The organism is Microbacterium sp., from assembly GCF_041641055.1.
Classification (GTDB): Bacteria; Actinomycetota; Actinomycetes; order Actinomycetales; family Microbacteriaceae; genus Microbacterium.
The window spans coordinates 21,137-45,500 of sequence record NZ_JBEPZB010000026.1 but is presented as its reverse complement, the minus strand read 5'-3'; the positions used below and the strand labels follow the sequence as shown (position 1 = coordinate 45,500).

Sequence of the window (24,364 nt, the reverse complement as noted above, 5' to 3'; positions counted from 1 at the left end):
AACAGCGCCAGCCGCGCCGACCCCGGCGGCGCCGGCGGCGCCGACCGACCCGACCAGCCCGCGCTCCCCCGCGAGCAGCCATGCGTAGGCGATGCCGAACAGGTTGTGCCCCGCGATGCCGAGGTGCACCGCCTCGATGTTCTCCGGGCGCAGCGCCCAGTCGAGGCAGCGCAGATAGTTCGCGTCGGTCTCGGCTTTCGTGTCGTACGGGGCCCGCGGCCAGCCGTGCATCCGGGCCTCGACGCGTTCCATCGCGAGGTTGGCGCCCTTGACGAGCCTGACCTTGATCGGGGCTCCGCCGTGGTCGACACGCTCGCGCGCCCACGCCGTGAGCTCCTGCAGCGCCGGCAGAGCGTCGGGCAGGTAGGCCTGCAGCACGATCCCCGCCTCGAGACCGGCCAGGCGCGGGTCCTCGAGGATGCGCGTGAACACCGCGATGGTCAGGTCGAGGTCGCGGTACTCCTCCATGTCGAGGTTGATGAACGTGCGGTCGGACGCCGCGGTCAGGTACAGCGGGAGCAGCCGCTCGACCACCGCGTCGACGACCTCGTCGAACGCCCACATCGAGATGTGGCTCATGATCGCCGACACCTTGACCGACACGTAGTCGACGTCGGGGCGGCGGACCAGCTCGTGGATGCCGTCGAAGCGGCGCTGCGCCTCGGCATCCCCGAGCACGGCCTCCCCGAGCAGGTTGAGGTTCAGCCGCGCGCCAGACTCCCGGATCCGCGCGATCGCCGGACCGAGCTTCGCGGGGCGGGCGTCGACGACGAGGTGGCCGACCATCTCGCGCAGCACCCGGCGGGCGATGGGGACGACGGGTGTCGGCAGGAGCTCGGCGACCCCGCCGCCCAGCCGCACCGCGGACCGCAGGTACCAGGGGAGGAAGTCGGGCACGATCGGCGCGATCCGGTGCAATTGGGATGCGGCGGCGCTGAGGCTCTCCGGACGCATGACGCCGTCGACGAATCCGAGCGTGAAGGGCAGGCCGTTGGCATCCTGCAGCACGCCGGCGAGCCGCTCGGCGGCCGGGTCGACATCGGCGGCGGCTGCCTCGATCACCCAGCGCCTGGCGAGCTCGATGGCGCGGTCCGCGAGAGAGGCGGATCCGGTGTCCGGAAGGGGTGTCGAGTCGGCCATGACCTCAGCCTAGGACTGCGGCGTCTGCTACCCCGGGAGCAGCGGTCGCGTCGGACGGTTCCCGTCGTTCTCGGGTCGTCGCGCCGCTAGAGCGCCGCGATCATCTCGTCGTACCCGGCCCGGAAGGTCGGGTACTCGAGGTCGCCGAGGAACTCGTGCAGCAGACTGCCGTCGAGCACCGTGCCTCCCCCGACCTCCGGATCGAGGTGCGGCGGCGGCTCGACTCCCAGACGCGAGGCGATGTGCGTCACCACTTCGCCGAGCAGCACGGGTTCACGATCGACCGCGTGGATCACAGGCGGCGCGGAATCGGCGCGCAGCATCGCCTCGAGCAGTCGGACGAGGTCGGTCTCGTGGATGCGGTTCGTGCGGCGCGTATGGTCGACCGGCGCCCCCTCGCGCACGCGACGGATCAGGAAGTCCCTGCCGGGCCCGTAGATGCCCGCCGGACGCACGATCCGCGCGCCGAGGAGCTCCATCGCCAGTTGCTCGCCCTCGACCAGGTCACCGCCACGCTCACTCGAGACCTCCGGCGCGTCACGCTCGGTCAGCGCCCTCTCCCCCGGGCGCCCCTCGAAGACACGAGTCGATGACACGAAAACCACGCGCGACGGCAGGGAGGGCAGCGCGTCGGCAAGACCGCGCAGCGCCGTCGGGTAGATCGACGGACCCTCGGTGCTGGGGGGCAGGGTGATCACGACCGAGTCGACCTCGGGCAGCGGGCGTTCGAGCGGATGCCGCAGATCGGCCTGGATCGTCGCGATCGGCCCCGTGTCGGCGCTCCGACGGATCGCCGTCACCGCGGCTCCCTGGGCGAGCAGCCGCTCGCCCAGCCGCGCCCCGAGCTTGCCGTAGCCCACCAGCAGCACGGCCCCCGGCGCGCGTGTCTCGAGACCCCACGGATCGGTCACGGCGTCAGTTCCACACGCTCGGTGCCGGGGTGCGCACGGGAGGCAGAGCGGATGCCGCGGCCCAGTCATGCACCCACGCATCGATCTCGGGCACGCCCTCGGGCTTGCCGACGGCGGCGAACAGCTCCTCGTTGCTGACGGTGCCGCCGGTGCGGCGCAGCATCCGCGAGCGCACGATCGCCCGCGCGTAGATCTCGCCGCCGACGACGGCTCGGTGCTCGAGGAACACGGCCTTGTCGTCGTGGCCGATGAACCGGGACTGCACCTCGAAGCGCTGCCAGAGCTGCAGGGACTTGCGGAACGTCACCGTCTCGCTCGACACCACCGCGTACCAGCCGCGCTCGTTCATCGCGTCGAACAGTCCCGTGCGGATCAGCAGGTCCCAGCGGCCGAGGTCGAACAGCGACAGGTACCGACCGTTGTTCATGTGGCGCAGGATGTCGATGTCGGTGGGGAGCGTCGTCAGCGTGATGCTGCTGACGGAGCCCGCGTCGAGGGTTCTGCCTCGGCGCACCCGGCGCCGGGCGGAGAGGATCACGAGGAGGGTGCGCCAGATCACGTTCACGAGGATCGATCGTAGCCAGCGACGCACGGATCCCGAACATCGTTGTGCGAAACCTCCATCGACGCCCGGGGGCTCCGCACCCGCATCCGCTCGATTTCCTGTTCCCGGAGGCCGCGCGTAGAGTCACGCTATGAGCGCCGAAGCCCAGCCTGAAGTCATCGTCCGTCCGGTCCGTGATGTGGATGCGGAAGCCCTGGGTCGCGTGCATGCGCAGTGCTGGCACGAGACCTACGACCACCTGATCAGCAAGGCCGCCCTCGAGAAGGTGTCGCCGCGCCGCATGGCCGAGCTGTGGACGCACTGGGCAGCTCAGGGCCCCGAGTTCACGATGCGCGCCGCACTCGTCGACGGCGAGATCGTCGGATTCGTCGGCTCCGGCCCCGCCCGCGACAAGGACGCCCCCGCGTTCCGCGAGCTGTACTTCATCTACCTGCTCGACGCGTACCACTCGACCGGCATCGGGCAGAAGCTGTTCGACGCGGCGGTCGAGAAGGACGAGCCCCTCTACCTCTGGGTCGCGGAGGACAACCCCCGCGCCCACCGCTTCTACACGCGCAACGGCTTCACGCTCGACGGCGCCAGCCACACCGAGCCGTTCCTCGGCGAGACGCTGACCGAGGTCCGCTTCGTGCGCTGAGTCCGGCGCTTACGTGGTCCTCGCGTTCACGATTCAGCATGGACGGCCCCCTGCCTGAGGCAGGGGGCCGTTTCTGTACGTCAGCGCAGGATCGGTGCTGAATCGTGAACGGGTCAGCGCCCGGAGACGCTGCCGAACAGCTTGGCGATCGGCGCGATGACCAGCGGGCGGGCGGCGACCCACCCGACGGCGATGACCACCATCGACGCCACGAAGACCCAGAACCCGGTCCAGCTGACGGCGTCGGACGACGCGTACATGTGGTTGAGGTTGCGCAGGAACCCGGTGAGGAACACCAGCGCGACGTGCGCGATGATGAACGCGACGAAGTACAGCATGATCGGGAAGTGCAGCGCGCGAGCCCACTCGATCGGATAGGCCTTCGACAGACGTTCCGCCCGCTTCGGCCACATGCCCGACATGCGGAACCCCGTCGCGGCGGCCAGCGGAGCCGCGATGAACACGGTCACGAAGTAGGCCAGCTGCTGCAGGCTGTTGTAGTTGACCCAGCCGTGCTCGGTCGGCCAGTCGAACGACACGTACTGCAGTGCGGCCGACAGCGCGTTGGGGAAGACCTCCCAGCTGGTCGGCACGATGCGCGCCCAGTGCCCGGTGACGAACAGCAGCACGACGAAGATCACGCCGTTCACCAGCCACAGGATGTCGAGCGCCTGATGGAACCAGATCGTCAGACTGACCTTGCCCTTGGGGTCGCCACGGGGCGTCCAGAACGCGGTCGGCCGCTTCTCGGTACGGATGCGTAGACCCGAGCGGATGATCAGCACCATCAGGAACACGTTGAAGAAGTGCGCCCAGTTCACCCAGGGCGCGAACCCCGGCTCGACCGCGACGGCCGGGTCGTACTCGCCGGGGAAGGCGGCGAGGAAGTCCTGCATGAACGGGAAGCTCAGCAGCGCACGCACGAACGCCACGGCGGCGCCGGCCAGGATGCCCAGAGCAGCGGCCCCGAGCAGACCGGCGATCGCCTGCGTCCACGGCGGACGAGGACGACCGGATGCCGGAGCGGACGCCGTGATGTGCCGGGGTGCGCTACCGTTCCACACTGTGCGCGGTGCCGGAAGCGGGATGGACGGGTCGCCGAGGGCGGTTGCCGTGCGCGCGGGAGCGGGGGCGAGTGCGGTGGAGTCGGCGGCGGGGTCGGATGGCAGGGATGTCGCGACGACGGACTCCATGTCTTCAGACGCCGCGGCGGCGGGCGCAGCAGTGACTGGCGCGACGGACGCCGCGGGCACGGTGGTGCCAGCGGCCTCGTTCGCGGCCACGCCTGCGGGTGTGGCCGCCGATTCGGCTGCGCCTGAGGCTGCCGTCGCTGCTGCTGCTGCTGCGGGAACGGTGCCGGCCGGGGGCCACGGCTCTCCTCCGACGACGCGCGGAAGGCCTCGGCGGACAGCGGTCGCGGTGTCGCCCGATCCCCCGGCAGCAGCAGCGGCGGCGGGATCGGCGGACGGAGCTTCGGCTGCGACCGGCGGTGCGGCGCTGTTCGCGGGACCGCCGATACTCGCCGGGGCGGCGGAGTTCGAGGGGAAAGCGGCGCTCGAGGGGCTGGCGGAGTCCGCCGCCGACGCGGCCGCGCCCAGTCCTGTTGCGACCGCCTGAGAGTCACCACCGGTCGCCGTCCATCCGGCGGGCCGCGCGTCAGCCGGCGGCCACGGATCCCCACCGGGGGTGCGAGGGAGACCTCGGCGGAGCGCGGCGGGGACAGCGGCGGGGACAGCGGCAGCGGCCGACGAGTCGGCGGGAGCGGAGCCGGCGGGAGCGGACCCGGCGGGAGCGGACGGCGCAGACGATGCCACCGGCGGCGTCGACGCGCCGGAGGAACGATCACCGGGCGCAGAATCGGCGGTGCCGCGCTCGACCGACCCTCCCTCGGCGGGCGTCGAGTCGAGACCGGCAGCATCCGCATCGGCCCCCGCAGGCACGACCGGAGCCACGACCTCAGGCACGGCCTCAGCCCGAGCACCAGCAGCGACTCCAGTCTGAGCACCAGCCTCAGCCGCAGCCGCAGCCGCAGCCGCAGCAATCGAACCGGCATCCGATTCGTCGACCTCGACGGTCACATCTCCGGGAGGCCACAGCTCACCGCCGGGCACGCGCGGCAGCCCGCGCCTGAGCATCCGTGTCGCCACGACTACTTCTTCCGCGCCTCGAGGCCCGCGATCACCTGCGGGACGATCGTGAACAGGTCGCCGACGATGCCGAAGTCCGCGACGTCGAAGATCGGGGCTTCGGCATCCTTGTTAATCGCGACGATGTTCTTCGCGGTCTGCATGCCGGCGCGGTGCTGGATCGCACCCGAGATGCCGAGGGCGACATACAGCTGCGGCGACACCGACACTCCGGTCTGGCCGACCTGGTGCGACTGGGGGATGTATCCGGCGTCGACCGCGGCGCGGGAGGCGCCGACCGCCGCGCCCAGGGCGTCGGCGAGCTCCTCGACGAGCACGAACTTCTCCTTCGAGGCGAGTCCGCGACCGCCCGAGACGACCCGGGTCGCGCCGCGCAGTTCCGGCCGGGACGACGCGACCTCGACGGCCTCGACGGGGCCGACCGTGGCCGCCGGCTGACCGGATGCCGAGACGTCCAGCGCCTCGACGGCGGGCGACGCCACCGCTTCGGCACGCACCTCGACCGCACCCTGACGCACCGTGACGACGAGAGCGCCATAGGTGGGCGCCGCATCGACGAGATAGGCGCCGCCGTAGACCGAGTGGTGGGCGATGATCCCCTCGTCGTCGCGCGAGACGCCGACCGCGTCGACCGCCAGCGCGCTGCGCGTGCGGACGGCGAAGCGCCCGGCGACATCCCGACCGCTGATCGAATTGGACACGAGCACGGCATCCGGCCGCACCTGCGCGAAAGCGGCCTGCAGTGCGTCGACGATCGGCACGGTCAGCGCGGTCTGGTCCGCCTCGGCGGTGAGCACGACGGATGCTCCGAGGGCGGCGACCTGCTGTGCGGCATCCGCGGATCCGCCGACGACCAGCGCGACGGGTGCGCCGACCGTCGATGCGGCGCCGATGAGCGCGGCGGTGCTGCTCGCGGGGGCGCCGGTCGGGTCGAGGTCGACGAGCACCAGGATCGGGTTCTCGGGGTAGGTCATGTCACACCAGCCTGTTCTGCACGAGGTACTCCACCAGCTTCTCGGCGGCATCGCCGTCGTCGACGATCTTCACCCCGGCCGCGCGCGGCGGCTTCTCGGCGACCGTCGTCATGATCGCGCGCGGGGCGGCCGCCGGATCGGCGGAGACCCCGAGATCGTCGAGCGTCAGCACCTCGAGCGGCTTCTTCTTGGCTGCCATGATGCCCTTGAAGTTCGGGAAGCGGGCGTCCGGCAGTGCCTCGGTGATCGAGATCACCGCGGGCAGCGGCGCCGAGACCGGCTGCGAACCCGCATCCGCCCCTCGCGTGCCGCTGATGCCGTCGGGCGTGATCTCGACCGAGGTCAGCGCGGTCGCCTGGGGCCAGCCGAGGTGCTCGGCGAGCATGGCCGCCATCACTCCGCCCGAGCCGTCGGTCGACAGGTTGCCGGTGATGACCAGGTCGGGCTCGCCCCGGCGGATCGCTGCGGCCAGGGTCTCGGCGGTCAGACCGAGATCCGCTCCGGCGAGCTGCTCGTCGGCGATGTGCACGGCAGAACCCGCACCGATCGCGAGAGCGCGGCGCACGGATGCCGTGGACCCTGCCGGAGCCATCGCGAGCGCGACCACCTCGGTGCCCTCGTTCTTGTCGGCGTGACTCAGCGCGACCTCGAGCGCACGCTCGGTGATCTCGTCGAGCACCAGGTCTCCGGCGCCGCGTTCGGCGAGACCGGTCTCGAGGTTCAGCTTGCGATCGCCATAGGTGTCAGGCACCTCTTTGACCAGGACGAAGATCTTCATCGATTGCTCCTCACGACTGCCTCGATTCTAGTCCCTTGATACTGAGTTCCACCCGTGGAGCGACTGAGGACCACGCAACGACCGGCCGCTCGGCGGTGCCCCTCGGCCGTCATCCGATGCCCTAGCGTAGAACCGTGGTCCGACCCCGCCCGTTGCCCGTCGATCCGCTCGCCGAGGCGAAGCGGCAATGGCTGGCGCACGGCTGGTCCGACGCCGCCGAGGGCATGACCGTTGTCACCTCCGTGATGCGGGCGCAGCAGCTCCTGCTGGCCAGGGTGGATGCGACGCTCAAGCCCTTCGCGCTCAGCTTCGCCCGCTACGAGATGCTGCGACTGCTGGCGTTCAGCCGCGCCGGCCGGCTGCCGCTCTCCAGCGTCGTCGCACGACTGCAGGTGCACGCGACCACCGTGACGAGCACGGCGGAACGACTTGTCCGCGACGGACTGATCGTGCGCGAACCGCATCCGCATGACGGGCGCGCCGCGCTCCTCGCGCTCACCGATGACGGCCGTGAGCTCGTCGACCGCGCCACGGCCGCTCTGAACGCCGACGTCTTCGCCGCCCCGGGGATCAGCAGCGCGGACGCCGCAGAACTCGTCGCCATCGTGGCGCGCATGCGCAAGGCGGCGGGCGACTTCAGCGACCCGAGACCGCAGCCCGAGCCCCTCTGACATGGCCGAGTTCGTGCTCGAGCGACTGATCCGCGCACCGCGCGAGACGGTTTTCGCGACCGCGCTCGACCCCGGGCTGCACCTGCGGTCGATGGCCCGATACGGCGAGACCATGGTGGAGGCACCCGCAGACGGGGCGTTCGGCGAGGGGTCGACCGTCACCTGGCGGGCACGGCATTTCGGCATCCCGTTCCGCCTGCGCTCGATCGTGTACGACATCGATCCGCCGCGCGGGTTCCGGGATCGGCAGATCACGGGGCCGTTCGGGTCGTTCCTGCATGAGCATGTGTTCGAGGAGCATCCGGAGGGGACGGTCATGCGCGACACGATCGTCTTCCACTCCCCGTTCGGCCCGCTCGGGCGGCTCGTGGATCGGGTGATCCTGCGCGAGTACATGCGGCGGCTCATCGAGGAGCGCAACGAGCACCTGGACGCCGAGGCGGAGGCCGCTGCCGGGGCAGACGGGCCCGGGCGTACACTGCCCGCATGAGCGAACTGCGCCTGCACACGACCCTCGAGGGGCGCGGCCCGGCCGCCGCGATCGTCCTCACCGACGAGCAGGTCGCCTCGTTCGGCGCCGGCAAGACCTTCCCGGTCGCCGTGACCATCTCCGGACGCACGGCCCGACTGCGACTCGCCCGCATGGGCGGGGCGAACATGATCGGATTCAGCAAGGCCGTGCGCACCGACCTCGGACTGGAGATCGGCCAGGAGGTCGACGCGGTCATCCGTCTCGACGCCGCCGAACGCGCGGTCGAGGTGCCGTCGGCGCTGGCCGACGCCCTCGACGCCGACCCGGCGCTCCGCGCGACCTTCGACGCGCTGTCGTACTCGGCCCGCAAGGAGCACGCCCGCTCGGTCGCCGACGCGAAGCAGGATGCGACCCGCCAGCGTCGCGTCGAGAAGGTCGTCGAGGCGCTGCGCGCCTGAGGTCTCGGCCCCGCGCCGTTCACGACTCAGCAGGAACCACGGCGCTGCGCCCCGATTCGCCACAGAAGCCGCGGTGCTGCGGCGTCTGTGCTGAGTTGTGAACGGCGGCTCGGCGGGACCTGCTCCAGAACTCCGGAGATCCGGTGAGTCAGGGCGCGTCAGAGCCACCGGAGCGGCCGGCCGGGGCCGACTTTCCGGAGTTGTGGACCGGAACTCAGCGGTTCTGGAAGTCGGGTGCACGCTTCTCCCGGAAGGCCGACATGCCTTCCTTCTGGTCTTCGGTGTCGAACAGCGCCGCGAACGCCCGCTTCTCGTGCGCGAGCCCGTCGGCCAGTGTCGTCTCCATCGCGGCGTCGAGCGCCGCCTTCGCGGCGAACACCGACGGCAGCGACTTCGATGCGATCGTCTCGGCCAGCGTCGTGGCCTCGGCGAGCAGATCGGATGCCGGGACGACACGCGAGACGAGGCCGGAGCGCTCCGCCTCCTCGGCGCCCATGAACCGACCGGACAGCACGAGCTCGGCCGCCTTGTAGTAGCCGACCGCCCGGATCAGGCGCTGCGTCCCACCCATGCCCGGGATCACGCCGAGATTGATCTCGGGCTGCCCGAACTTCGCGGAGTCGGCGGCGAGGATGATGTCGCACATCATCGCGAGCTCGCATCCTCCCCCGAGCGCGAAGCCGGACACCGCCGCGATCACCGGCGTGCGCACCGCGGCGAACTCGTGCCAGACGCCGAAGTGGTCGGTGTCGAGCATCTCGGCGGCGGTCATCCCCTCCATCTCCTTGATGTCGGCACCGGCGGCGAAGGCCCTCTCCGACCCTGTGACCACGATCGCGCCCACGCCGTCGTCCTCGTCGAAGGCGACGGCCGCCGCGGTGACCTCCTCGGCGAGGCGGCTGTTCAACGCGTTGAGCGCCTCGGGTCGGTGGAGGGTGATCCATCCGACGCGTCCGCGCTGCTCGACCAGGATCGTCTCGTATTCCGTCATCGTGAAGGCCTCTCCGTCGTGGTCATCTCAGTATGTCGCCGGTGTCCGGCATCCGCCCGTGTCCCGATCTGCACACGTCGCCCCGTTCTGCGGAGGAATCCTGGAAAAGTGTCCGCAGATCGGGGCACAGTGTGCAGATCGGGACGATGAGGGGCGGGGACCGGGGGATCACACACGTCCGTCGCGGATGTCCGTGATGATGCCGGAGAAGTCCCGCGTCGCGCCCTCGCCGTCGGCGTAGGCCGCGTACAGCTGCTGGGCGAGTCGCCCCATGCGGGCGTCGGTCGAGGTCTGCTCGATCGCCTGCAGCGCGAGGCCCAGGTCCTTCGCCATCAGCGACCCCGCGAATCCGGGCTGGTAGTCGCGGTTCGCGGGACTCGTGGGCACCGGGCCGGGCACGGGGCAGTTCGTCGTGATCGACCAGCACTGGCCGGATGCCTGCGAGACGACGTCGAACAGCGCCTGGTGCTCGAGCCCGAGCCGCTCGCCGAGCACGAACGCCTCGGCGACCGCGATCTGCGAGACGGCGAGCACCATGTTGTTGCACACCTTGGCAGCCTGTCCGAGGCCGGAACCGCCGCAGTGCACGATCCGCTTTCCCATGACCTCGAGCACCGGCAGTGCGGCGGCGAAATCCTCGTCGGCCCCGCCGACCATGAACGCGAGCGTGCCGTTCTCCGCACCGACCACGCCGCCCGAGACCGGGGCGTCGATGTTGCGGTGCCCCGCGGCGAGCGCGAGGGCGTGAGCGGCCCTGGCCTCGTCGACGGCGATCGTCGACGATTCGATGAACAGCGTCCCGGGGCGCGCGGCGGCGAGCAGTTCGGTGCGGTACGCGTCGATCACGTGCCGCCCGGCGGGGAACATCGTGATGACGACGTCCGCGTCGGCGACGGCATCCGCTCCGCTGGCCGCGACCGGGATTCCGGCGGCCTGCGCCGCCTCGATCGCGGCGGGCACCAGGTCGAACCCGTGCACCTCGTGCCCCGCGGCGACGAGGTTCTGCGCCATCGGCAGGCCCATGTGGCCGAGACCGAGGAACGCGATCCGGACGGTCGACGCCTCGGTCATGACGCGCTCCGCATCGAGGCCGACCCCGCCGGTCGCAGCATCTCCCGCCCGACGATGAGTCGCATGATCTCGTTCGTCCCCTCGAGGATCTGATGCACCCGCAGATCGCGGACGACCTTCTCGATCCCGTAGTCCTGCAGGTACCCGTAGCCGCCGTGCAGCTGCAGGGCGCGGTTGGCGACGTCGAACGCGGCATCGGTGGCGAAGCGCTTGGCCATCGCGCAGCGCATGGTGGCGTCCGGAGCCTGCTCGTCGACCGCCAGGGCCCCGTCGCGGACCATCAGCCGCGCGGCCTGCAGGTCGGTGCGCATGTCGGCGATCGCGAAGAGGATCGACTGCTTCTCGGCCAGCGGCTCGCCGAACGCCACCCGCTCGTGCACGTACTGCACGGCGCGGTCCAGCGCCCACTGGGCGCCGCCGAGGGAGCACGCGGCGATGTTCAGCCGGCCGCCGTTGAGCGCCGACATCGCGATCGCGAAGCCACGCCCCTCCTCACCGAGCATCGCGGATGCCGGCACGCGCACCCCGTCGAGGATGACCTGCCGGGTGGGCTGGGCGTGCCAGCCCATCTTCTTCTCGGGAGCCCCGAAGCTGAGTCCCTCGGCGTCACCGGGAACAAGGAAGGCGCTGATGCCGCGGGCTCCCGGCTCTCCGGTGCGCGCCATCACGACGTAGACCGCGGCCTCTCCGGCGCCCGAGATGAACTGCTTCACGCCGGTGATCAGGTAGTCGTCACCGTCGCGCACGGCGCTGGTGGCGACGTTCGCGGCATCCGATCCGACGCCCGGCTCGGTCAGGCAGTAGCCGCCGAACTCCTGCATCGCGGTCAGTGCGGGCAGCCACCGGCCCCGCTGCGCGTCGTCGCCGTAGGTGTCGATCATCCACACCACCATGTTGTGGATCGAGATGTACGCGGCGACCGCGGTGTCCCCCTGGGCGAGCTCCTCGAAGATCGCGACCGTGTCGGAGCGGCTGAGCCCCGTGCCCCCGAAGTCCTCGCGCACGTAGATGCCGCCGAGGCCGAGCTCCCCGGCCTTGCCGAGGGACTCGCGCGGGAAGATGTGCTTCTCGTCGCGCTCGGCCGAGAACGGCGCGAGCTCGGTCTCGGCGAAGTCGCGCACGGCGTCGAGGATGGCCTCGCGCTCTTCGGCGGTGGTGGTGACGGTGGTCATGGTCATGTCGATTCCTTGTGGGCGTCGAGGTCAGTGCATGGTCGGGATGACGAAGCTGGCACCGTCGCGGATGCCCGCCGACGGCCAGCGGCTCGTGACCGTCTTGGTCTTCGTGTAGAAGCGGAAGGCGTCGGCACCGTGCTGGTTGAGGTCGCCGAAACCGCTGCGCTTCCAGCCGCCGAACGTGTAGTACGCGATCGGTACGGGGATCGGCACGTTCACGCCGACCATGCCGACCTCGACGCGGGCAGCGAAGTCGCGGGCGGCATCGCCGTCGCGGGTGAAGATCGCGACGCCGTTGCCGTACTCGTGCTCGGAGGCCATGCGCAGCGCCTCCTCGTAGTCCGTGGCGCGCGCGATCACGAGCACCGGGCCGAAGATCTCCTCGCGGTAGATGGCCATGTCGGTGGTGACGTGGTCGAACAGCGTCGGGCCGAGGTAGAAGCCCTGCTCGTGTCCCTCGACCGTAAAGCCTCGACCGTCGGCGAGGAGGGTCGCGCCCTCGTCGACACCCTGCTGGATGTATCCCTCGACCCGCTCGACGGCGGCCCGCGTGACGAGGGGTCCGTAATCGACGTCGGCGGCCAGCGACGGGCCGATCCGCAGCTGCGCCACGCGCTCGGTGAGCTTGGCGGCGAGCGCATCCGCCGTCTCCTGCCCGACCGGCACGGCGACCGAGATGGCCATGCACCGCTCGCCCGCGGAGCCGTAGCCCGACCCGATCAGGGCGTCGACGGCCTGGTCGAGGTCGGCATCCGGCATCACGATCATGTGGTTCTTCGCGCCGCCGAAGCACTGTGCGCGCTTGCCGTGCGCTGCGGCGGTCGAGTAGATGTACTCGGCGATGGGGGTCGAGCCGACGAAGCCGACGGCACGGATGCGGTCATCGGTCAGCAGCGCGTCGACGGCCTCCTTGTCTCCGTGCACGACGTTGAGGACGCCGGCGGGCAGCCCCGCCTCGAGGAACAGCTCGGCGATCCGCACCGGCACCGAGGGGTCGCGCTCACTGGGCTTGAGCACGACGGCATTGCCGGCCGCGAGCGCGGGGCCCGCCTTCCAGAGCGGGATCATCGCGGGGAAGTTGAACGGGGTGATCGCGGCGACGACCCCGAGCGGCTGGCGCATCGAGTACACGTCGATTCCGGTGCCTGCACCGGTGGAGTACTCGCCCTTGAGCAGGTGCGGTGCGCCGGCGGAGAACTCGATGACCTCGAGGCCCCGCTGGATGTCGCCCTTGGCGTCGTCGACCGTCTTGCCGTGCTCGCTCGCGAGGAGTTCGGCGAGCTCGGTCATCTCGCGCTGCACGAGGTCGAGGAACCGCAGCAGCACTCTGGCGCGCTTCTGGGGGTTGGTCGCCGCCCATTCGACTTGGGCTGCCTCGGCGTTCGCGATCACGTCGGCGACCTCGGCCGCGGAGGCGAGCGGCACGCGTGCCTGGATGCGTCCGGAGCTCGGATCGAACACGTCGGCGAAGCGTCCGTCCTCGGGGGTGAGGTGCTTTCCGCCTACGAAGTGGGGAATGGTACGAGTCATTGTGCGATGTCCCTTCGCGCCATCGTTGGCACTATGTCGATGGTACTTCGGCATCCGTGGATTTACTAGGGCGTCCTTGCATCTCGGTTTGGACGCGTACGAATGAACTCGACCGGGGTGCCGGATCGGCTCGCCGATGCGATTCGGATGACGAGAGTGCGAGAAAAAGTCCTTGCCGGTTCGCGAACCCCGATGTAGAGTCTGAAACGTTTTAATGCACCTGAAACGTTTAAAGCTCGTTTCAGCCCTTCGACGATGAGGTTGAACATGGCATCCGCTGCCGACCAGGATCTGGTCCTCCACGCTCGCAACATCTCCCGCCGCTACGGCGCGGTCACCGCGCTGGCCGACGCCTCGCTCACCCTGCGCCGCGGCGAGGTCATGGGACTCGTCGGCGACAACGGCGCCGGCAAGTCGACCCTGCTGAAGGTGCTCTCGGGCGCCGTGATCCCCGACGGCGGCACGATCGAGGTCGAGGGCGAGCAGGTCGACTTCCGCCGACCGACCGACGCCCTCGCGGCGGGGATCGAGACCGTCTACCAGGACCTCGCGCTCGTCGACACCATGTCGGCGGTGCAGAACGTCTACCTCGGCCGCGAGGAGCTGTCGTCCAACCCGTTCCTCAAAGCCCTCAACATCGTCAACGACCGCGGCATGCGGGCCCGCTCGCGGGAGGTCCTCGCCGAGCTCGGCGTCGGCATCCAGTCCGTGAACGTGTCGGTCAAGGGCATGTCGGGCGGACAGCGTCAGTGCCTCGCCATCGCCCGCGCGCTGCTCTGGGGCCGCAGCATCGTCATCCTCGACGAGCCGACCGCCGCCCTCGGCGTGCGCGAGTCGCAGCAGGTGCTCGACCTGATCGGCCGCCTGCGCGAGCACGGCGTGAGCGTGATCCTCGTGAGCCACAACATGCAGCAGCTGCACACCGTGGCCGACCGGGTCACCGTCATGCGCCTCGGCCGCTCGGTCGCCGTCCGCGACATCGCCGACGTCACGGCGCAGGACATCGTCGGCCTCATCACCGGGGCGCTCCCGGCCGACGTCCCCACCCCGGAGGACACCGAGACGCTCGTCAGCTGACGACGACGCCCCACCACCCGCACCACCACAAGACCGCACCACCACCACATCACCACCACCACCGCACCACCCCCGAACACCCGAATCACGAGGAGCACTGCAATGACGCATCACTCATCCCGCACCGCCCTGCGCCTGCTCGGCGCCGGCGTCGCCCTGGTCGCCGGCATCGCCATGGTCGGCTGCGCCGATCAGGGGTCAGGCGACTCCGGCTCCGGCGACGGCGGAGACGACACGTTCACCCTCGGCTTCGCCGTCGGCGGCCAGGCCGACGCCGACTGGCAGGACTACCAGGGCGACGTCGCCCAGGCCCTCGCCGAGCAGCGCGGCTGGAAGTACGTCGAGCTCAGCAACGACGGCGACGAGGCCACCGCGGTCAAGAACGCCGACCTGTTCGTGCAGCAGGGCGTCGACGCCGTGATGATGTTCAACGGCCGCCCTGAGGCGAACCCGGTCATCGCGAAGAAATACGCCGACGCCGACATCCCCGTCATCACGTTCGACATCGCCCAGGAGGGCTGGTACTTCGTCGGCATCGACAACGCGGCCGCCGGCACCGAGGGCGGCACCGCGCTGGGTGAGCTGGCGAAGTCGGAGTGGGACTGCGACGTCGACCTCGTCATCTCGGCGCAGGGCACCGCGGCCGGACAGATCGACACCTGGCGCACCGGCAACGCCGCGACCGCCATCGGCGAGGTCTGCCCGGACATCCCCGAGGACGCGTACGTCGCGTACGAGGCGGACGGCAACCTCACCACCTCGCTGCAGAACGCCCCCGGCGTCTTCGCCGCGCACCCGGATGCCGAGAACATCCTCGTCGTCGGACTCAACGACCAGGCGGTCGTCGGCGCCCTGCAGGCGGCCACGCAGCTCGGACGCGACGCCAACATCATGGGCTGGGGCCAGGACGGCGGCCTGATCACGGGCGACAACGTCGACCCGAACCTCGCCGGCAGCGTCATGTACTTCCTCGAGGGGTACGCCGCCTACGCGTTCGAGATCCTGGATGCCATCGCCGACGGCGACGCCCCCGAGGTCAAGGACACCGGCGACGACGCGGCAGTGAGCGTGCAGCCGTGCGCCGTGACCCAGGAGGAGGCCGCCGCGATCCCCGGCATCGAGGAGCGCGTCGCCGAGATCGCCCAGGCCGAGGAGGGCACCACCCTCTACGACCTCTACTGCAAGAACTAACCGTTCCTCCCGGATCGGTCTCGAGAAGAACGAGACTCACATGACGACTCCCACCCTCACGGCCGATCCGGCCGCCCCGCGTCCGGGCGTGCGCACAGCACGCTCGGATGCGGGGAGCCGCACCGCACTGCGCGATGCGCTCACGATCGCCGCGGTCTGGTTCCTGCTCGCGGCCGCCACCACCATCGTCCGCCCCGACTTCCTGTCGAGCCAGTCGCTGCTCGCCATCACCTTCACGATGGCGATCTCGGGCGTCCTCTCCGTCGCGCAGGGCATCGTCGTGATCGGCGGCGGCCTGCTCGATCTCAGCCTCCCCGTCGCGCTCGTCGTGAGCGCGTGGGCCACCGTCACACTGCTGGGCGCCGGCGTGCCGGATCTGCTCGCCGTGCTCTGCGGCGTCGTCGCCGGCGGCGCCTGGGGTCTGCTCAACGGCCTCATCGTGGTGTACGGCAAGCTGAACCCGATCATCGTCACGCTGGCCACCGGCTTCGGCGGCCTCGCCATCATGATGATCGGCTTCAAGTCGGCGCAGATCCCCTCCGGGTCCGCGCTGCGGGCCTTCGGACTCGGTCAGTTCCTGGGCCTCCCGAACGTCTTCTGGCCGATGCTCGTGATCGTGCTGCTCGCCGGCCTCGCCATCACCTGGACCCGCTGGGGTCGACGGCTCACCGCCGTCGGCGGCAACGCCCAGGCGGCCCGCGCCCGCGGCGTCTCGCTGCGCCGCGTGCGCCTGGCCACGTTCTCGGGAGCGGGAGCGGTCGCCGGTGTCGCCGGTGTGCTGTTCGCCTCGGTCACCCCGAGCTTCACCCCGAACGCCGGAGCGAGTTACCAGCTCATCGTGATCGCGGCCGTCATCCTCGCCGGCATCAGCCTCTCCGGCGGCAAGGGCAACTTCCTCGTGCTGCTGCTCAGCGTCGGGTTTCTCTCGACCATCCCTGTGTCGATCGCCTTCTTCGGACTCCCGCCGGCATTCGCGCTGATCTTCCAGGGCGCGCTGCTCATCCTCGCCGTCGGCATCGACGGCTTCCGCATCAAGAGAGGTGCACGATGACCACGGCATTCGCCCCGGCATCCGAGGTGCAGACACCCCCGCCCCTGCTCGCCCGGGTGCTCTCGTACCTCAAGGGTCCCGTCGGCAGCATCGCCCTGATGCTCGCCGCGGTCGTCATCATCGGCGCCGTCTCGGTCGGGCCCTCCTTCTTCTCCGCCTCCAACGTGCGCATCGTCGGGGTCGCGGTGGCCATCCCGCTCATCGTCGGCGTCCTGGCATCCTTCGCGCTGCTCGCCGGCGTCGTCGACCTGTCGATCGGATCGATGGTCGGCTTCGGGGCCGTCGCGTTCAATCAGCTCGTCGCCTCGGGCATCGACCCGTGGATGGCCGCGGGCGTGACGGTCGTGCTCGGCGTCGTCGTCGGCTCGATCAACGCGTTCGTGATCGTCGGTCTCGGGGCCGAACCGCTCGCGGTGACACTGGGGATGCTGACGCTGCTGCGCGGCGTATGCCAGGCCATCGTCGTCCAGGCGCCGCCGACCACCCTCATCGAACCGCTGTACGACGTGACGCAGGGCACCACGTTCGGCATCCCGACGCTGCTGCTCATCGGCGTGGGGCTCACTCTCGTCGCGGCCGGAGTGGTCTCGAAGACCCGCATCGGGCGCAAGATCCAGGCCGTCGGCGGCGACCCGCGGGCCGCCCAGCGCGCGGGCATCTCGGTCGTCAGGGTGCGGGTGATCGCCCTGATCGTGAGCGCGGTCGGCGCGGCGATCGGCGGCATCTTCTATGTCGGCCAGCTCGGCTCGGCATCCAACATCCTCGGCACCGGGCTGGAGTTCCAGATCTATGCGGCGCTGATGATCGGCGGCTACTCGATCACCCGCGGCGGTGTCGGCAACCCGATCGGCGCACTGCTCGGGCTGCTGGTCGTCGCCGGCATCACGAACATCCTCAACGTGAGCTTCATCGACCCGGACTACCTCGACCTCATCGTCGCGGTGATCCTGCTCGCCGCCGTGCTCGTCGACCGCTTCCGCGGTGGGGATGCGTTCGAATGAGCGCCCACCATCGACCGACGCTCGAGCGCACCATCCTCGGCCGCACCGGGCTCGCCGTGTCGCCCCTCTGCATCGGCACCGCGGCCTGGGGCGTCTCCTCCCCCGTGCACGGCCTCACGGTGCCGGAGGAGGATGCCGTGCAGCTCACCCTCGCGGCCTTCGACAGCCCGGTGAACTTCATCGACACCTCGAACAACTACGGCGACGGCGAGAGCGAGCGCCGACTGGGGCTCGCCGTCCGTCGGGCGGGCGGCGTGCCGGACGGCTTCGTGATCCAGACGAAGCTCGACCGAGATCCGACGACCGACTCGTTCGACCCCGACCGCATGCGGCGCTCCCTCGACGAGAGCTTGGAGCGTCTGGGCATCGACCGGGTGCCGATCCTGCATCTGCACGACCCCGAGCACATCGGCTTCGATGCGGCGATGGCTCCCGGCGGGCCCGTCGAGGTACTGCAGGCGCTCCGCGACGAGGGCTACGCCGACTTCATCGGCATCTCCGGTGGGCCGGCGCGGATGCTGACGCGGTTCGTCGAGACAGGCGTCTTCGACGTGCTCATCACGCACAACCGCGCGACGCTCGTCGACCGCACCGCCGACAGCCTGCTCGACGCGGCGGCCACCGCGGGCCTCGGCGTGGTGAACGCCGCGATCTACGGCGGCGGCATCCTCGCGAGCTGGCCTCGAACCTCGGACCGCTATCACTACGCCCCTGCCGCACCCGCGCTGCTCGCGGCGATCGACGCGATGGGCGCCGCGTGCGAGCGCCACGGCGTGCCGTTGATCGTCGCCGCCCTGCAGAGCTCGCTGCGCGACCCCCGCATCCACTCGACCGTGTGCGGGCTGGTCACGCCCGCCCAGCTCGACGAGACTGTCCGCATGGCCGAGACCGTCGTCCCCGACGAGCTCTGGGACGAGCTGGACGCGCTGCGGCCGCCGAGGGAGCTGTGGATCGATGACTGAGCTCCCCGCCCTCATCGTCACCGGGGTGGGCGCGCACGCCGACCCCTGGCACGGCCTGCCCGCGACCAGCGCTGCACTCGCCGAGATCCTCGGTGAGCGGATGCCGGTGCGCCGGCTCGACACCGACGACGTGGCCGGCGGCGCCTCGCTGGCGGATGCGGCGCTGCTCGTGGTCAACATCAGCGGTGACCTGGCGGTGGATGCCGCTGCGGCGAGCGCCGTGCTCGATCCGATCCTCGCGGCGGTGGCCTCGGGCATCCCGTTGCTCGCCGTGCATTCGTCGTCTCTCGCGTTCCGCGATGATGCGCGCTGGGCCGAGCTGCTCGGCGGCCGGTGGGTGCCGGGGGTGAGCATGCATCCGCAGATCGGATCGAGTCTCGTCCAGCCCTCGACGACGCAGGCCCCGTTCTGGGTGTACGACGAGCGCTACTCGCACCTCGAGGTCGGGGAGGGCTCCGCGCTCCGCGCGATCCACACCGACGACGGGATCGCACACGCCCTCGCGTGGTCTCGCGAGGGCAGCGAAGGGCACGGGGGCGTCGCCTACTCGGCACTCGGACACGGGGTCGAGGCGTACCGTGCGCCCGGCACGCGGATGCTGATCCATGCCCTGGTCGACGAGCTCACGGGTGCGGAGCATCAGGTGAGTGCGCCCGACGCCCCGAACCTCGATGCGGATCTCGACGCCGTCGCGCTGGACTACGAGCTGATCGCCCTGGCCGCGTCCGGCAGCGACCCCGGCGCGACAGGATTCGCCGACCGCTTCGACGACGGCGAGTTGCTGGCATCCGGATACCTCCTGCTCGAGCGCCTGCGGAGCGGCGGCGCGCTGCTGCACAGCCACGGCCGCGCGGTGGGTCGAGTCGTCCCCGAGGTCGACGGGCTGCGCGTCGAGCTGCCGGACGCGGAAGTGGGCGGACGGCTGCTCCGCTCCGACGCGGCCGGGCTCGTGCTCGTCGCCGAACGGGGCGAATGGCGCAGCGACAGCGCTGGATCTGCCATCCTGCTCGGAGCGGACTGGCGCGCCGTCGTCGTGCACGGCCCGTCGACCGTCAAGCTCGACAATCGCGTGCGGCTGCTCGACGACCTGAGGGCACTGGCCCGGACGCAGAAGGAGCGGAATGCCTGACATCGGCCTCCGAGACGTCGCGGAACGCGCGGGCGTCTCGATCGGCACCGTCTCGAACGCGCTCAACCGGCCGGAGCTGGTCTCGGAATCCGCGGCGGCACGCGTGGCCGCCGCCGTCGACGAGCTCGGCTACGTGCCCAACATCGCCGCCCGACAGCTCAAGGCGGGGCGGAGCGACGCGATCGGCTTCTCGGTGATCAACATCACCAACCCGTTCTTCGCCGATCTCGCGTTCGGCGCGGAGGAGCAGGCGCTGACCGCCGGCTACTCGGTGATCGTGGGCAACGGCTTCGATTCCGCCGAACGCGAGTCGCGCTACCTCGACCTGTTCGAGCGGCAGCGTGTCGACGGCGTGCTCATCGCCCCCGTCGAGTACCACGAGGAGTACCTGCAGCGCTTCCGCCGTCGTGGGGTTCCGGTCGTGCTGGTCGACCAGCGGCATCCGCGTGGCGAGTTCTCCTCCGTCTCGGTCGACAACCGGCTCGGTGGACGCATCGCCGCACAGGCGCTGCTCGACGGCGGATGCCGCCACCTCGCCTTCATCGGCGGCCCCCGAGCGCGCGAGCAGATGAGCGAGCGTCTCGCCGGACTCCACGAGGTCGCGGATGCCGCGGGCGTGCGCACCACCCTCATCGAGACGACCACTCTGAACACGGGCCTCGGACGCGAGATCGGCGAGCGGATCGCGGAGCTGCCCGAGTCGGAGCGGCCGGACGGCATCTTCGCCGGTAACGACCACCTTGCCCTCGGCCTGCTGCAGGGCCTCGTCGGCCGCGGTCTGCGGGTGCCGGAGGACATCTCGCTCGTCGGATACGACGACATCGAGTTCGCCGGAGCGGCCGTCGTCCCCCTCACCTCGGTCCGCCAGCCGGCGCGGGAGATGGGTGCCCGCGCGATCGAGCTGCTGATGCACCACCTCGGGGGCTCGGACGACCCCGTCGAGGCCCGCTTCCTGCCCGAGCTCGTCGTGCGCGCCTCGACCCGCACCCGCTGAGATCATCCCGCACCCGTCATTCGACCACTGACCCGGTCATTTCGACCACCGACCCAGGAGACCCATGCACTACGGCGCCGACTACAACCCCGAGCAGTGGCCGCGAGAGGTGTGGCCGGAAGACGTCCGGCTCATGCGCGAGGCAGGGGTGACGCTCGTGAGCCTCGGGATCTTCTCGTGGTCGCGCATCCAGCCGGCCGAGGGCGAGTTCGACTGGGAGTGGCTCGACGAGATCATCGGCCTGCTGCACGAGGGCGGCATCCAGGTCGACCTCGCCACCGCCACGGCATCCCCTCCCCCGTGGGCGTCCGCCGCGTACCCCGAGATGCTTCCTCAGGATGCCGACGGCTCGACGTTCTGGCCCGGCAGTCGCCAGGCCTACGCGCCCTCCTCGCCCGTCTACCGACGTCTGGCCGCTGAGCTCGTCACGGCTCTGGCAGAGCGCTACGCCCAGCATCCTGCAGTCGTGCTCTGGCATGTGAACAACGAGTACGGATGCCACCTGCACTACGACTACTCCGACTCGGCCCGCGATGCGTTCCGGGTGTGGCTGGAGCGGAAGTACACCACGATCGACGCCCTCAACCACGCGTGGGGCACCGACTTCTGGTCTCAGCGCTACACCGCCTTCGACCAGATCGTGCCGCCGCGCAAGGCGCCGTACAGCATCAACCCGACGAGCGTGCTCGACTTCAAGCGGTTCACCTCCGACACCCTGCTCGAGCTGTTCGTCATGGAGCGCGACATCATCCGCGCCTCGGGGGCGACGCAGCCGATCACGACCAATTTCATGGGGGCGTTCCCGCCCGCGGACTACTGGAAGTGGGCGGCAGAGGTCGACGTGATCAGCGACGACAACTACCCCGACCCGAACGACCCCGAGTCTTTCCGCGGCGCGGCGTTCGCGCGTGAGCTGATGCGCGGCCTCAAGCCCGGGGTGCCGTGGATCCTCACCGAGCAGTCGACGAACGCCCTGAACTGGCGGCCCACCAACGCGCCGAAGGCCCCTGGCCAGATGGCCGCGATCAGCGCGCAGGCTGTCGGCCGCGGTGCCGACGGCATCATGTTCTTCCAGTGGCGGCAGTCGCGGCGGGGCAGCGAGAAGTTCCACTCGGCGATGGTGCCGCAGGCAGGGCTGGAGACGCGCACGTGGCGGGAGGTCGTCGAGCTCGGCGGTCAGCTCGCCCAGCTGCCCGACCTGCCCGACGTCGCCTCGGGGGCGAAGATCGCCCTCGTCTTCGACTGGGAGAACTGGTGGGCGATCGACGGGCGCGACCACCCCATCGCGCTCGACTACCTCACCCTCGCGCACCGCTGGTACGCCGCCCTGCACCGCCAGAACCTCGCGGTCGACATCGTGAACACGACCAGCGACCTCAGCGCCTACGCCCTGGTCGTCGCCCCGCAGCAGTACCTGCTCGGCGACGAGGGCGCGGCGAACCTCACTTCGTACGTCGAGCAGGGCGGATCGCTGTTCGTATCGGCGTTCAGCGACGTCGTCGATCAGGACGACGCCTTCCGCGAGGGCGGCTTCCTCGTGTCGCTGCGGGACGCTCTCGGCGTCGCGCTCGAGGACTTCGGTGCGCTCGTCGCCCCGGAATCCGTGCGGTCCGCCGACTCGGCAGGCGAGGTCGCGAGCCACGCCGTGCCCGACGGCCCCGGCCAGTCGGAGGCTCCGCTCGACGGACCGGCGGGCCGGATCGTCGGACAGTACTTCGCCGAGGAGCTGCTCGTGCAGGATGCCGAGGTCATCGGCCGCTTCACCGAAGGGCGCACGGCAGGGCGCGCGGCGTTCACCCGCCACGAGTTCGGAGCAGGTCGCGGCTACTACCTCGCCACGATCCCGGACGACGCGGGCATGACCGCCGTGCTGCGCTGGCTCGCCGCGGAGGTCGGAGTCACCGCCGAGATCGAAGGGCTGCCCGAGCACGTCGAGATCGCCCGGCGCGGCCGCATCCTCACCGTCATCAACCACAGTGCGGATCCCGTCACCGTCGCCGTGCACGGCACCGACCTGCTCACCGGCGCCACCGACGCTCACCGCGAGCTCGGCGCGTTCGGGTGGGCGTTCATCGACACGGATGCGTCGCCGAGCCAGGTGTCGCAGGTTCCGCAGGATTCACAGAAGGAGAACAGCTGATGCAGTACACACGTCTCGGACGAGCCGGCGCGAAGGTCAGCCGCCTCGCCCTCGGCACCATGAACTTCGGCCCCGTGATCGACGAGGAGGCGTCGTACGCGATCATGGACCGCGCCGTCGAGGCCGGGGTCGACTTCATCGACTCCGCCGACGTCTACGGCGGACGGCCGTGGGGCGACCTGCCCGGCCAGTCGGAGGAGATCCTCGGACGCTGGATGCAGGAGCGCGGCAACCGCGACGACCTCGTCGTGGCGACCAAGGTGCACGGGTCGATGGGCACCCGCCCCAACGACCGCGGGCTGTCGGCGCTGCACATCCGCGCCGCCGTCGACGCGTCGCTGCGGCGCCTCGGCACAGACCGGATCGACCTCTACCAGATGCATCACATCGACCGTGAGGTGCCGCTGGACGAGGTGCTCAGCGCCTTCGCGACGCTGCGCGAGCAGGGCAAGATCATCTACCTCGGCAGCTCCAACTTCGCCGGGTGGCACCTCGCACGCGTGCAGGAGATCGCCGCGGCATCCGGCTACCCCGCCCCCGTCACCGAGCAGTCGGTCTACAACCTCGCGCAGCGCGTGGTCGAGCTCGAGGTCGTGCCGGCAGCAGCGGAGTACGGCATGGGGCTGCTGCCGTGGTCGCCGCTCGCCAGCGGACAGCTCGGCGGGGTGCTCGCCAAGTCCGACCGCTCGCGGTCGAGCCTCGACGCGCTCGGCGCACGGCGCCCCGCCATCGAACGGTACGAGGAGTTCTGCGGCGAGCTCGGCATCCGCCCCGGTGTCGTCGCGATCGCCTGGCTGCTGCGCCAGCCGACCGTGACCGCACCGGTGATCGGCCCGCGCACGATCGACCAGCTCGACTCCGCGATCGAGGCGCTGGATGTGACCCTGGATGCCGAGACGCTCGCCGAGCTCGACCGCATCTGGCCCGGTCCCGGCGGACCCGCACCGGAGGCCTACGCCTGGTAGCCGATCCGGCGGGTGTTCGCCGGGGTGGTCGATCCGGCGTGTTCGATCCGGCGGGTGTTCGCCCGGGGGGCGATCCGGTGTTCGCCCGGGGTCGATCCGGCGGGTGTTCGCCCGCCGTTCGCTCCGGCGGGTGTTCGCCCGCCGTTCACCAACCGGACACGTCGACCGACTACAACTGCAGATGCGCGGACACAGACTCAGACCGGATCGGGTAGTCACGTCTTCCGCGCATCACGGTGAGCGTCTGCTCCCGAAAGACCCCCGCCGAATCGGGTCGGCGGGGGTCTTCTCTTTTGTCTCGCGTGCGTGTGTGCGCTTCGCAAGTCCGATTGCG

Annotated in this window: 23 protein-coding genes; 13 read left to right on the top strand and 10 right to left on the bottom strand. The window is 70.5% G+C overall.

The genetic code is table 11. The annotated features are described in order from the left end of the window. The 3 genes from ACESK8_RS14395 to ACESK8_RS14385 form a co-directional block, all read right to left on the bottom strand. A partial coding sequence (locus ACESK8_RS14395) for a proline dehydrogenase family protein (protein ID WP_372969239.1) occupies positions 1-1,140 on the bottom strand: 1,140 nt, incomplete at its 3' end. 86 nt (positions 1,141-1,226) lie between these two features. Further along, entirely contained in the window at positions 1,227-2,051 is an 825-nt protein-coding gene (locus ACESK8_RS14390) for a hypothetical protein (protein WP_372969238.1), read from the bottom strand. Positions 2,052-2,055: 4 nt separating this feature from the next. Further along, the gene (locus ACESK8_RS14385; RefSeq protein ID WP_372969237.1) at positions 2,056-2,616 is read right to left on the bottom strand and encodes an acyl-CoA thioesterase; all 561 of its coding nucleotides are present in this window, start codon (positions 2,614-2,616) and stop codon (positions 2,056-2,058) included. A gap of 130 nt (positions 2,617-2,746) precedes the next feature. Here ACESK8_RS14385 and ACESK8_RS14380 point away from each other — a divergent pair, with 130 nt between their 5' ends. Continuing rightward, on the top strand, positions 2,747-3,253 hold the full coding sequence (locus ACESK8_RS14380) for a GNAT family N-acetyltransferase (protein ID WP_060928760.1): 507 nt from the start codon (positions 2,747-2,749) through the stop codon (positions 3,251-3,253). A 113-nt stretch (positions 3,254-3,366) separates the two neighbouring features. Here ACESK8_RS14380 and ACESK8_RS14375 read toward each other — a convergent pair whose 3' ends face one another. From ACESK8_RS14375 to ACESK8_RS14365, 3 genes are all read right to left on the bottom strand, one after another. Next, positions 3,367-5,217, bottom strand: coding sequence for a cytochrome b/b6 domain-containing protein (locus ACESK8_RS14375; RefSeq protein WP_372969236.1), 1,851 nt, complete (start codon positions 5,215-5,217; stop codon positions 3,367-3,369). A 185-nt stretch (positions 5,218-5,402) separates the two neighbouring features. Next, complete coding sequence (locus ACESK8_RS14370) at positions 5,403-6,374, bottom strand: electron transfer flavoprotein subunit alpha/FixB family protein (RefSeq protein WP_372969235.1); 972 nt, start codon at positions 6,372-6,374, stop codon at positions 5,403-5,405. 1 nt (position 6,375) lies between these two features. Further along, entirely contained in the window at positions 6,376-7,152 is a 777-nt protein-coding gene (locus tag ACESK8_RS14365) for an electron transfer flavoprotein subunit beta (protein WP_372969234.1), read from the bottom strand. A gap of 134 nt (positions 7,153-7,286) precedes the next feature. Here ACESK8_RS14365 and ACESK8_RS14360 point away from each other — a divergent pair, with 134 nt between their 5' ends. From ACESK8_RS14360 to ACESK8_RS14350, 3 genes are read left to right on the top strand one after another with little or no spacing between them, the layout of a single operon-like run. Then, positions 7,287-7,823, top strand: coding sequence for a MarR family winged helix-turn-helix transcriptional regulator (locus ACESK8_RS14360; RefSeq protein WP_372969233.1), 537 nt, complete (start codon positions 7,287-7,289; stop codon positions 7,821-7,823). A 1-nt stretch (position 7,824) separates the two neighbouring features. Then, the gene (locus ACESK8_RS14355; protein ID WP_372969232.1) at positions 7,825-8,313 is read left to right on the top strand and encodes an SRPBCC family protein; all 489 of its coding nucleotides are present in this window, start codon (positions 7,825-7,827) and stop codon (positions 8,311-8,313) included. Further along, positions 8,310-8,753: a YdeI/OmpD-associated family protein gene (locus ACESK8_RS14350; RefSeq protein WP_372969231.1), complete on the top strand. Its 444-nt coding sequence runs from the start codon at positions 8,310-8,312 to the stop codon at positions 8,751-8,753. Before ACESK8_RS14355 ends, ACESK8_RS14350 begins: the two co-directional genes overlap by 4 nt. A 214-nt stretch (positions 8,754-8,967) precedes the next feature. Here the strand turns inward: ACESK8_RS14350 and ACESK8_RS14345 are convergent, their stop codons facing one another. The 4 genes from ACESK8_RS14345 to ACESK8_RS14330 form a co-directional block, all read right to left on the bottom strand. Further along, positions 8,968-9,744 (bottom strand): enoyl-CoA hydratase-related protein, encoded by a 777-nt coding sequence (locus tag ACESK8_RS14345; protein ID WP_372969230.1) that lies wholly within the window; start codon positions 9,742-9,744, stop codon positions 8,968-8,970. Positions 9,745-9,912: 168 nt separating this feature from the next. Beyond that, complete coding sequence (mmsB, locus tag ACESK8_RS14340) at positions 9,913-10,815, bottom strand: 3-hydroxyisobutyrate dehydrogenase (RefSeq protein WP_372969229.1); 903 nt, start codon at positions 10,813-10,815, stop codon at positions 9,913-9,915. After that, complete coding sequence (locus ACESK8_RS14335) at positions 10,812-11,993, bottom strand: acyl-CoA dehydrogenase family protein (RefSeq protein WP_372969228.1); 1,182 nt, start codon at positions 11,991-11,993, stop codon at positions 10,812-10,814. The genes mmsB and ACESK8_RS14335 overlap by 4 nt, the downstream gene beginning before the upstream one ends. A gap of 24 nt (positions 11,994-12,017) precedes the next feature. After that, a complete protein-coding gene (locus ACESK8_RS14330; RefSeq protein WP_372969227.1) occupies positions 12,018-13,520 on the bottom strand; it encodes a CoA-acylating methylmalonate-semialdehyde dehydrogenase in 1,503 nt (500 codons plus the stop codon). 267 nt (positions 13,521-13,787) lie between these two features. Here ACESK8_RS14330 and ACESK8_RS14325 point away from each other — a divergent pair, with 267 nt between their 5' ends. From ACESK8_RS14325 to ACESK8_RS14285, 9 genes are all read left to right on the top strand, one after another. Beyond that, the gene (locus ACESK8_RS14325) at positions 13,788-14,597 is read left to right on the top strand and encodes an ATP-binding cassette domain-containing protein (RefSeq protein WP_372969226.1); all 810 of its coding nucleotides are present in this window, start codon (positions 13,788-13,790) and stop codon (positions 14,595-14,597) included. 102 nt (positions 14,598-14,699) lie between these two features. Continuing rightward, entirely contained in the window at positions 14,700-15,788 is a 1,089-nt protein-coding gene (locus ACESK8_RS14320; RefSeq protein ID WP_372969225.1) for a sugar ABC transporter substrate-binding protein, read from the top strand. A gap of 40 nt (positions 15,789-15,828) precedes the next feature. Next, on the top strand, positions 15,829-16,839 hold the full coding sequence (locus ACESK8_RS14315) for an ABC transporter permease (protein WP_372969224.1): 1,011 nt from the start codon (positions 15,829-15,831) through the stop codon (positions 16,837-16,839). Next, positions 16,836-17,840, top strand: a complete 1,005-nt coding sequence (locus ACESK8_RS14310) for an ABC transporter permease (RefSeq protein ID WP_372969223.1) — start codon at positions 16,836-16,838, stop codon at positions 17,838-17,840. Before ACESK8_RS14315 ends, ACESK8_RS14310 begins: the two co-directional genes overlap by 4 nt. Continuing rightward, positions 17,837-18,802 carry an aldo/keto reductase gene (locus ACESK8_RS14305; protein ID WP_372969222.1) on the top strand — a complete coding sequence of 322 codons (966 nt, stop codon included), beginning with the start codon at positions 17,837-17,839 and terminating at the stop codon, positions 18,800-18,802. The genes ACESK8_RS14310 and ACESK8_RS14305 overlap by 4 nt, the downstream gene beginning before the upstream one ends. Next, positions 18,795-19,931: a ThuA domain-containing protein gene (locus tag ACESK8_RS14300; RefSeq protein ID WP_372969221.1), complete on the top strand. Its 1,137-nt coding sequence runs from the start codon at positions 18,795-18,797 to the stop codon at positions 19,929-19,931. Before ACESK8_RS14305 ends, ACESK8_RS14300 begins: the two co-directional genes overlap by 8 nt. Then, positions 19,924-20,925 carry a LacI family DNA-binding transcriptional regulator gene (locus ACESK8_RS14295; protein ID WP_372969220.1) on the top strand — a complete coding sequence of 334 codons (1,002 nt, stop codon included), beginning with the start codon at positions 19,924-19,926 and terminating at the stop codon, positions 20,923-20,925. Before ACESK8_RS14300 ends, ACESK8_RS14295 begins: the two co-directional genes overlap by 8 nt. A gap of 64 nt (positions 20,926-20,989) precedes the next feature. Beyond that, a complete protein-coding gene (locus ACESK8_RS14290; RefSeq protein ID WP_372969219.1) occupies positions 20,990-23,065 on the top strand; it encodes a beta-galactosidase in 2,076 nt (691 codons plus the stop codon). Further along, positions 23,065-24,030: an aldo/keto reductase gene (locus ACESK8_RS14285; protein ID WP_372969218.1), complete on the top strand. Its 966-nt coding sequence runs from the start codon at positions 23,065-23,067 to the stop codon at positions 24,028-24,030. Before ACESK8_RS14290 ends, ACESK8_RS14285 begins: the two co-directional genes overlap by 1 nt. The last annotated feature ends 334 nt before the right edge of the window (positions 24,031-24,364 follow it).

Bases quoted from the DNA above. Each gene is read 5' to 3' on its own strand.
- ACESK8_RS14295 (WP_372969220.1), top strand. From the start codon at position 19,924: ATGCCTGACATCGGCCTCCGAGACGTCGCGGAACGCGCGGGCGTCTCG.
- ACESK8_RS14320 (WP_372969225.1), top strand. From the start codon at position 14,700: ATGACGCATCACTCATCCCGCACCGCCCTGCGCCTGCTCGGCGCCGGC.
- ACESK8_RS14345 (WP_372969230.1), bottom strand. From the start codon at position 9,744: ATGACGGAATACGAGACGATCCTGGTCGAGCAGCGCGGACGCGTCGGA.
- ACESK8_RS14370 (WP_372969235.1), bottom strand. From the start codon at position 6,374: ATGACCTACCCCGAGAACCCGATCCTGGTGCTCGTCGACCTCGACCCG.
- ACESK8_RS14325 (WP_372969226.1), top strand. From the start codon at position 13,788: ATGGCATCCGCTGCCGACCAGGATCTGGTCCTCCACGCTCGCAACATC.
- ACESK8_RS14350 (WP_372969231.1), top strand. From the start codon at position 8,310: ATGAGCGAACTGCGCCTGCACACGACCCTCGAGGGGCGCGGCCCGGCC.
- ACESK8_RS14300 (WP_372969221.1), top strand. From the start codon at position 18,795: ATGACTGAGCTCCCCGCCCTCATCGTCACCGGGGTGGGCGCGCACGCC.
- ACESK8_RS14355 (WP_372969232.1), top strand. From the start codon at position 7,825: ATGGCCGAGTTCGTGCTCGAGCGACTGATCCGCGCACCGCGCGAGACG.
- ACESK8_RS14365 (WP_372969234.1), bottom strand. From the start codon at position 7,152: ATGAAGATCTTCGTCCTGGTCAAAGAGGTGCCTGACACCTATGGCGAT.
- ACESK8_RS14290 (WP_372969219.1), top strand. From the start codon at position 20,990: ATGCACTACGGCGCCGACTACAACCCCGAGCAGTGGCCGCGAGAGGTG.
- ACESK8_RS14330 (WP_372969227.1), bottom strand. From the start codon at position 13,520: ATGACTCGTACCATTCCCCACTTCGTAGGCGGAAAGCACCTCACCCCC.
- ACESK8_RS14335 (WP_372969228.1), bottom strand. From the start codon at position 11,993: ATGACCATGACCACCGTCACCACCACCGCCGAAGAGCGCGAGGCCATC.
- mmsB (WP_372969229.1), bottom strand. From the start codon at position 10,815: ATGACCGAGGCGTCGACCGTCCGGATCGCGTTCCTCGGTCTCGGCCAC.
- ACESK8_RS14285 (WP_372969218.1), top strand. From the start codon at position 23,065: ATGCAGTACACACGTCTCGGACGAGCCGGCGCGAAGGTCAGCCGCCTC.
- ACESK8_RS14380 (WP_060928760.1), top strand. From the start codon at position 2,747: ATGAGCGCCGAAGCCCAGCCTGAAGTCATCGTCCGTCCGGTCCGTGAT.
- ACESK8_RS14305 (WP_372969222.1), top strand. From the start codon at position 17,837: ATGAGCGCCCACCATCGACCGACGCTCGAGCGCACCATCCTCGGCCGC.
- ACESK8_RS14315 (WP_372969224.1), top strand. From the start codon at position 15,829: ATGACGACTCCCACCCTCACGGCCGATCCGGCCGCCCCGCGTCCGGGC.
- ACESK8_RS14310 (WP_372969223.1), top strand. From the start codon at position 16,836: ATGACCACGGCATTCGCCCCGGCATCCGAGGTGCAGACACCCCCGCCC.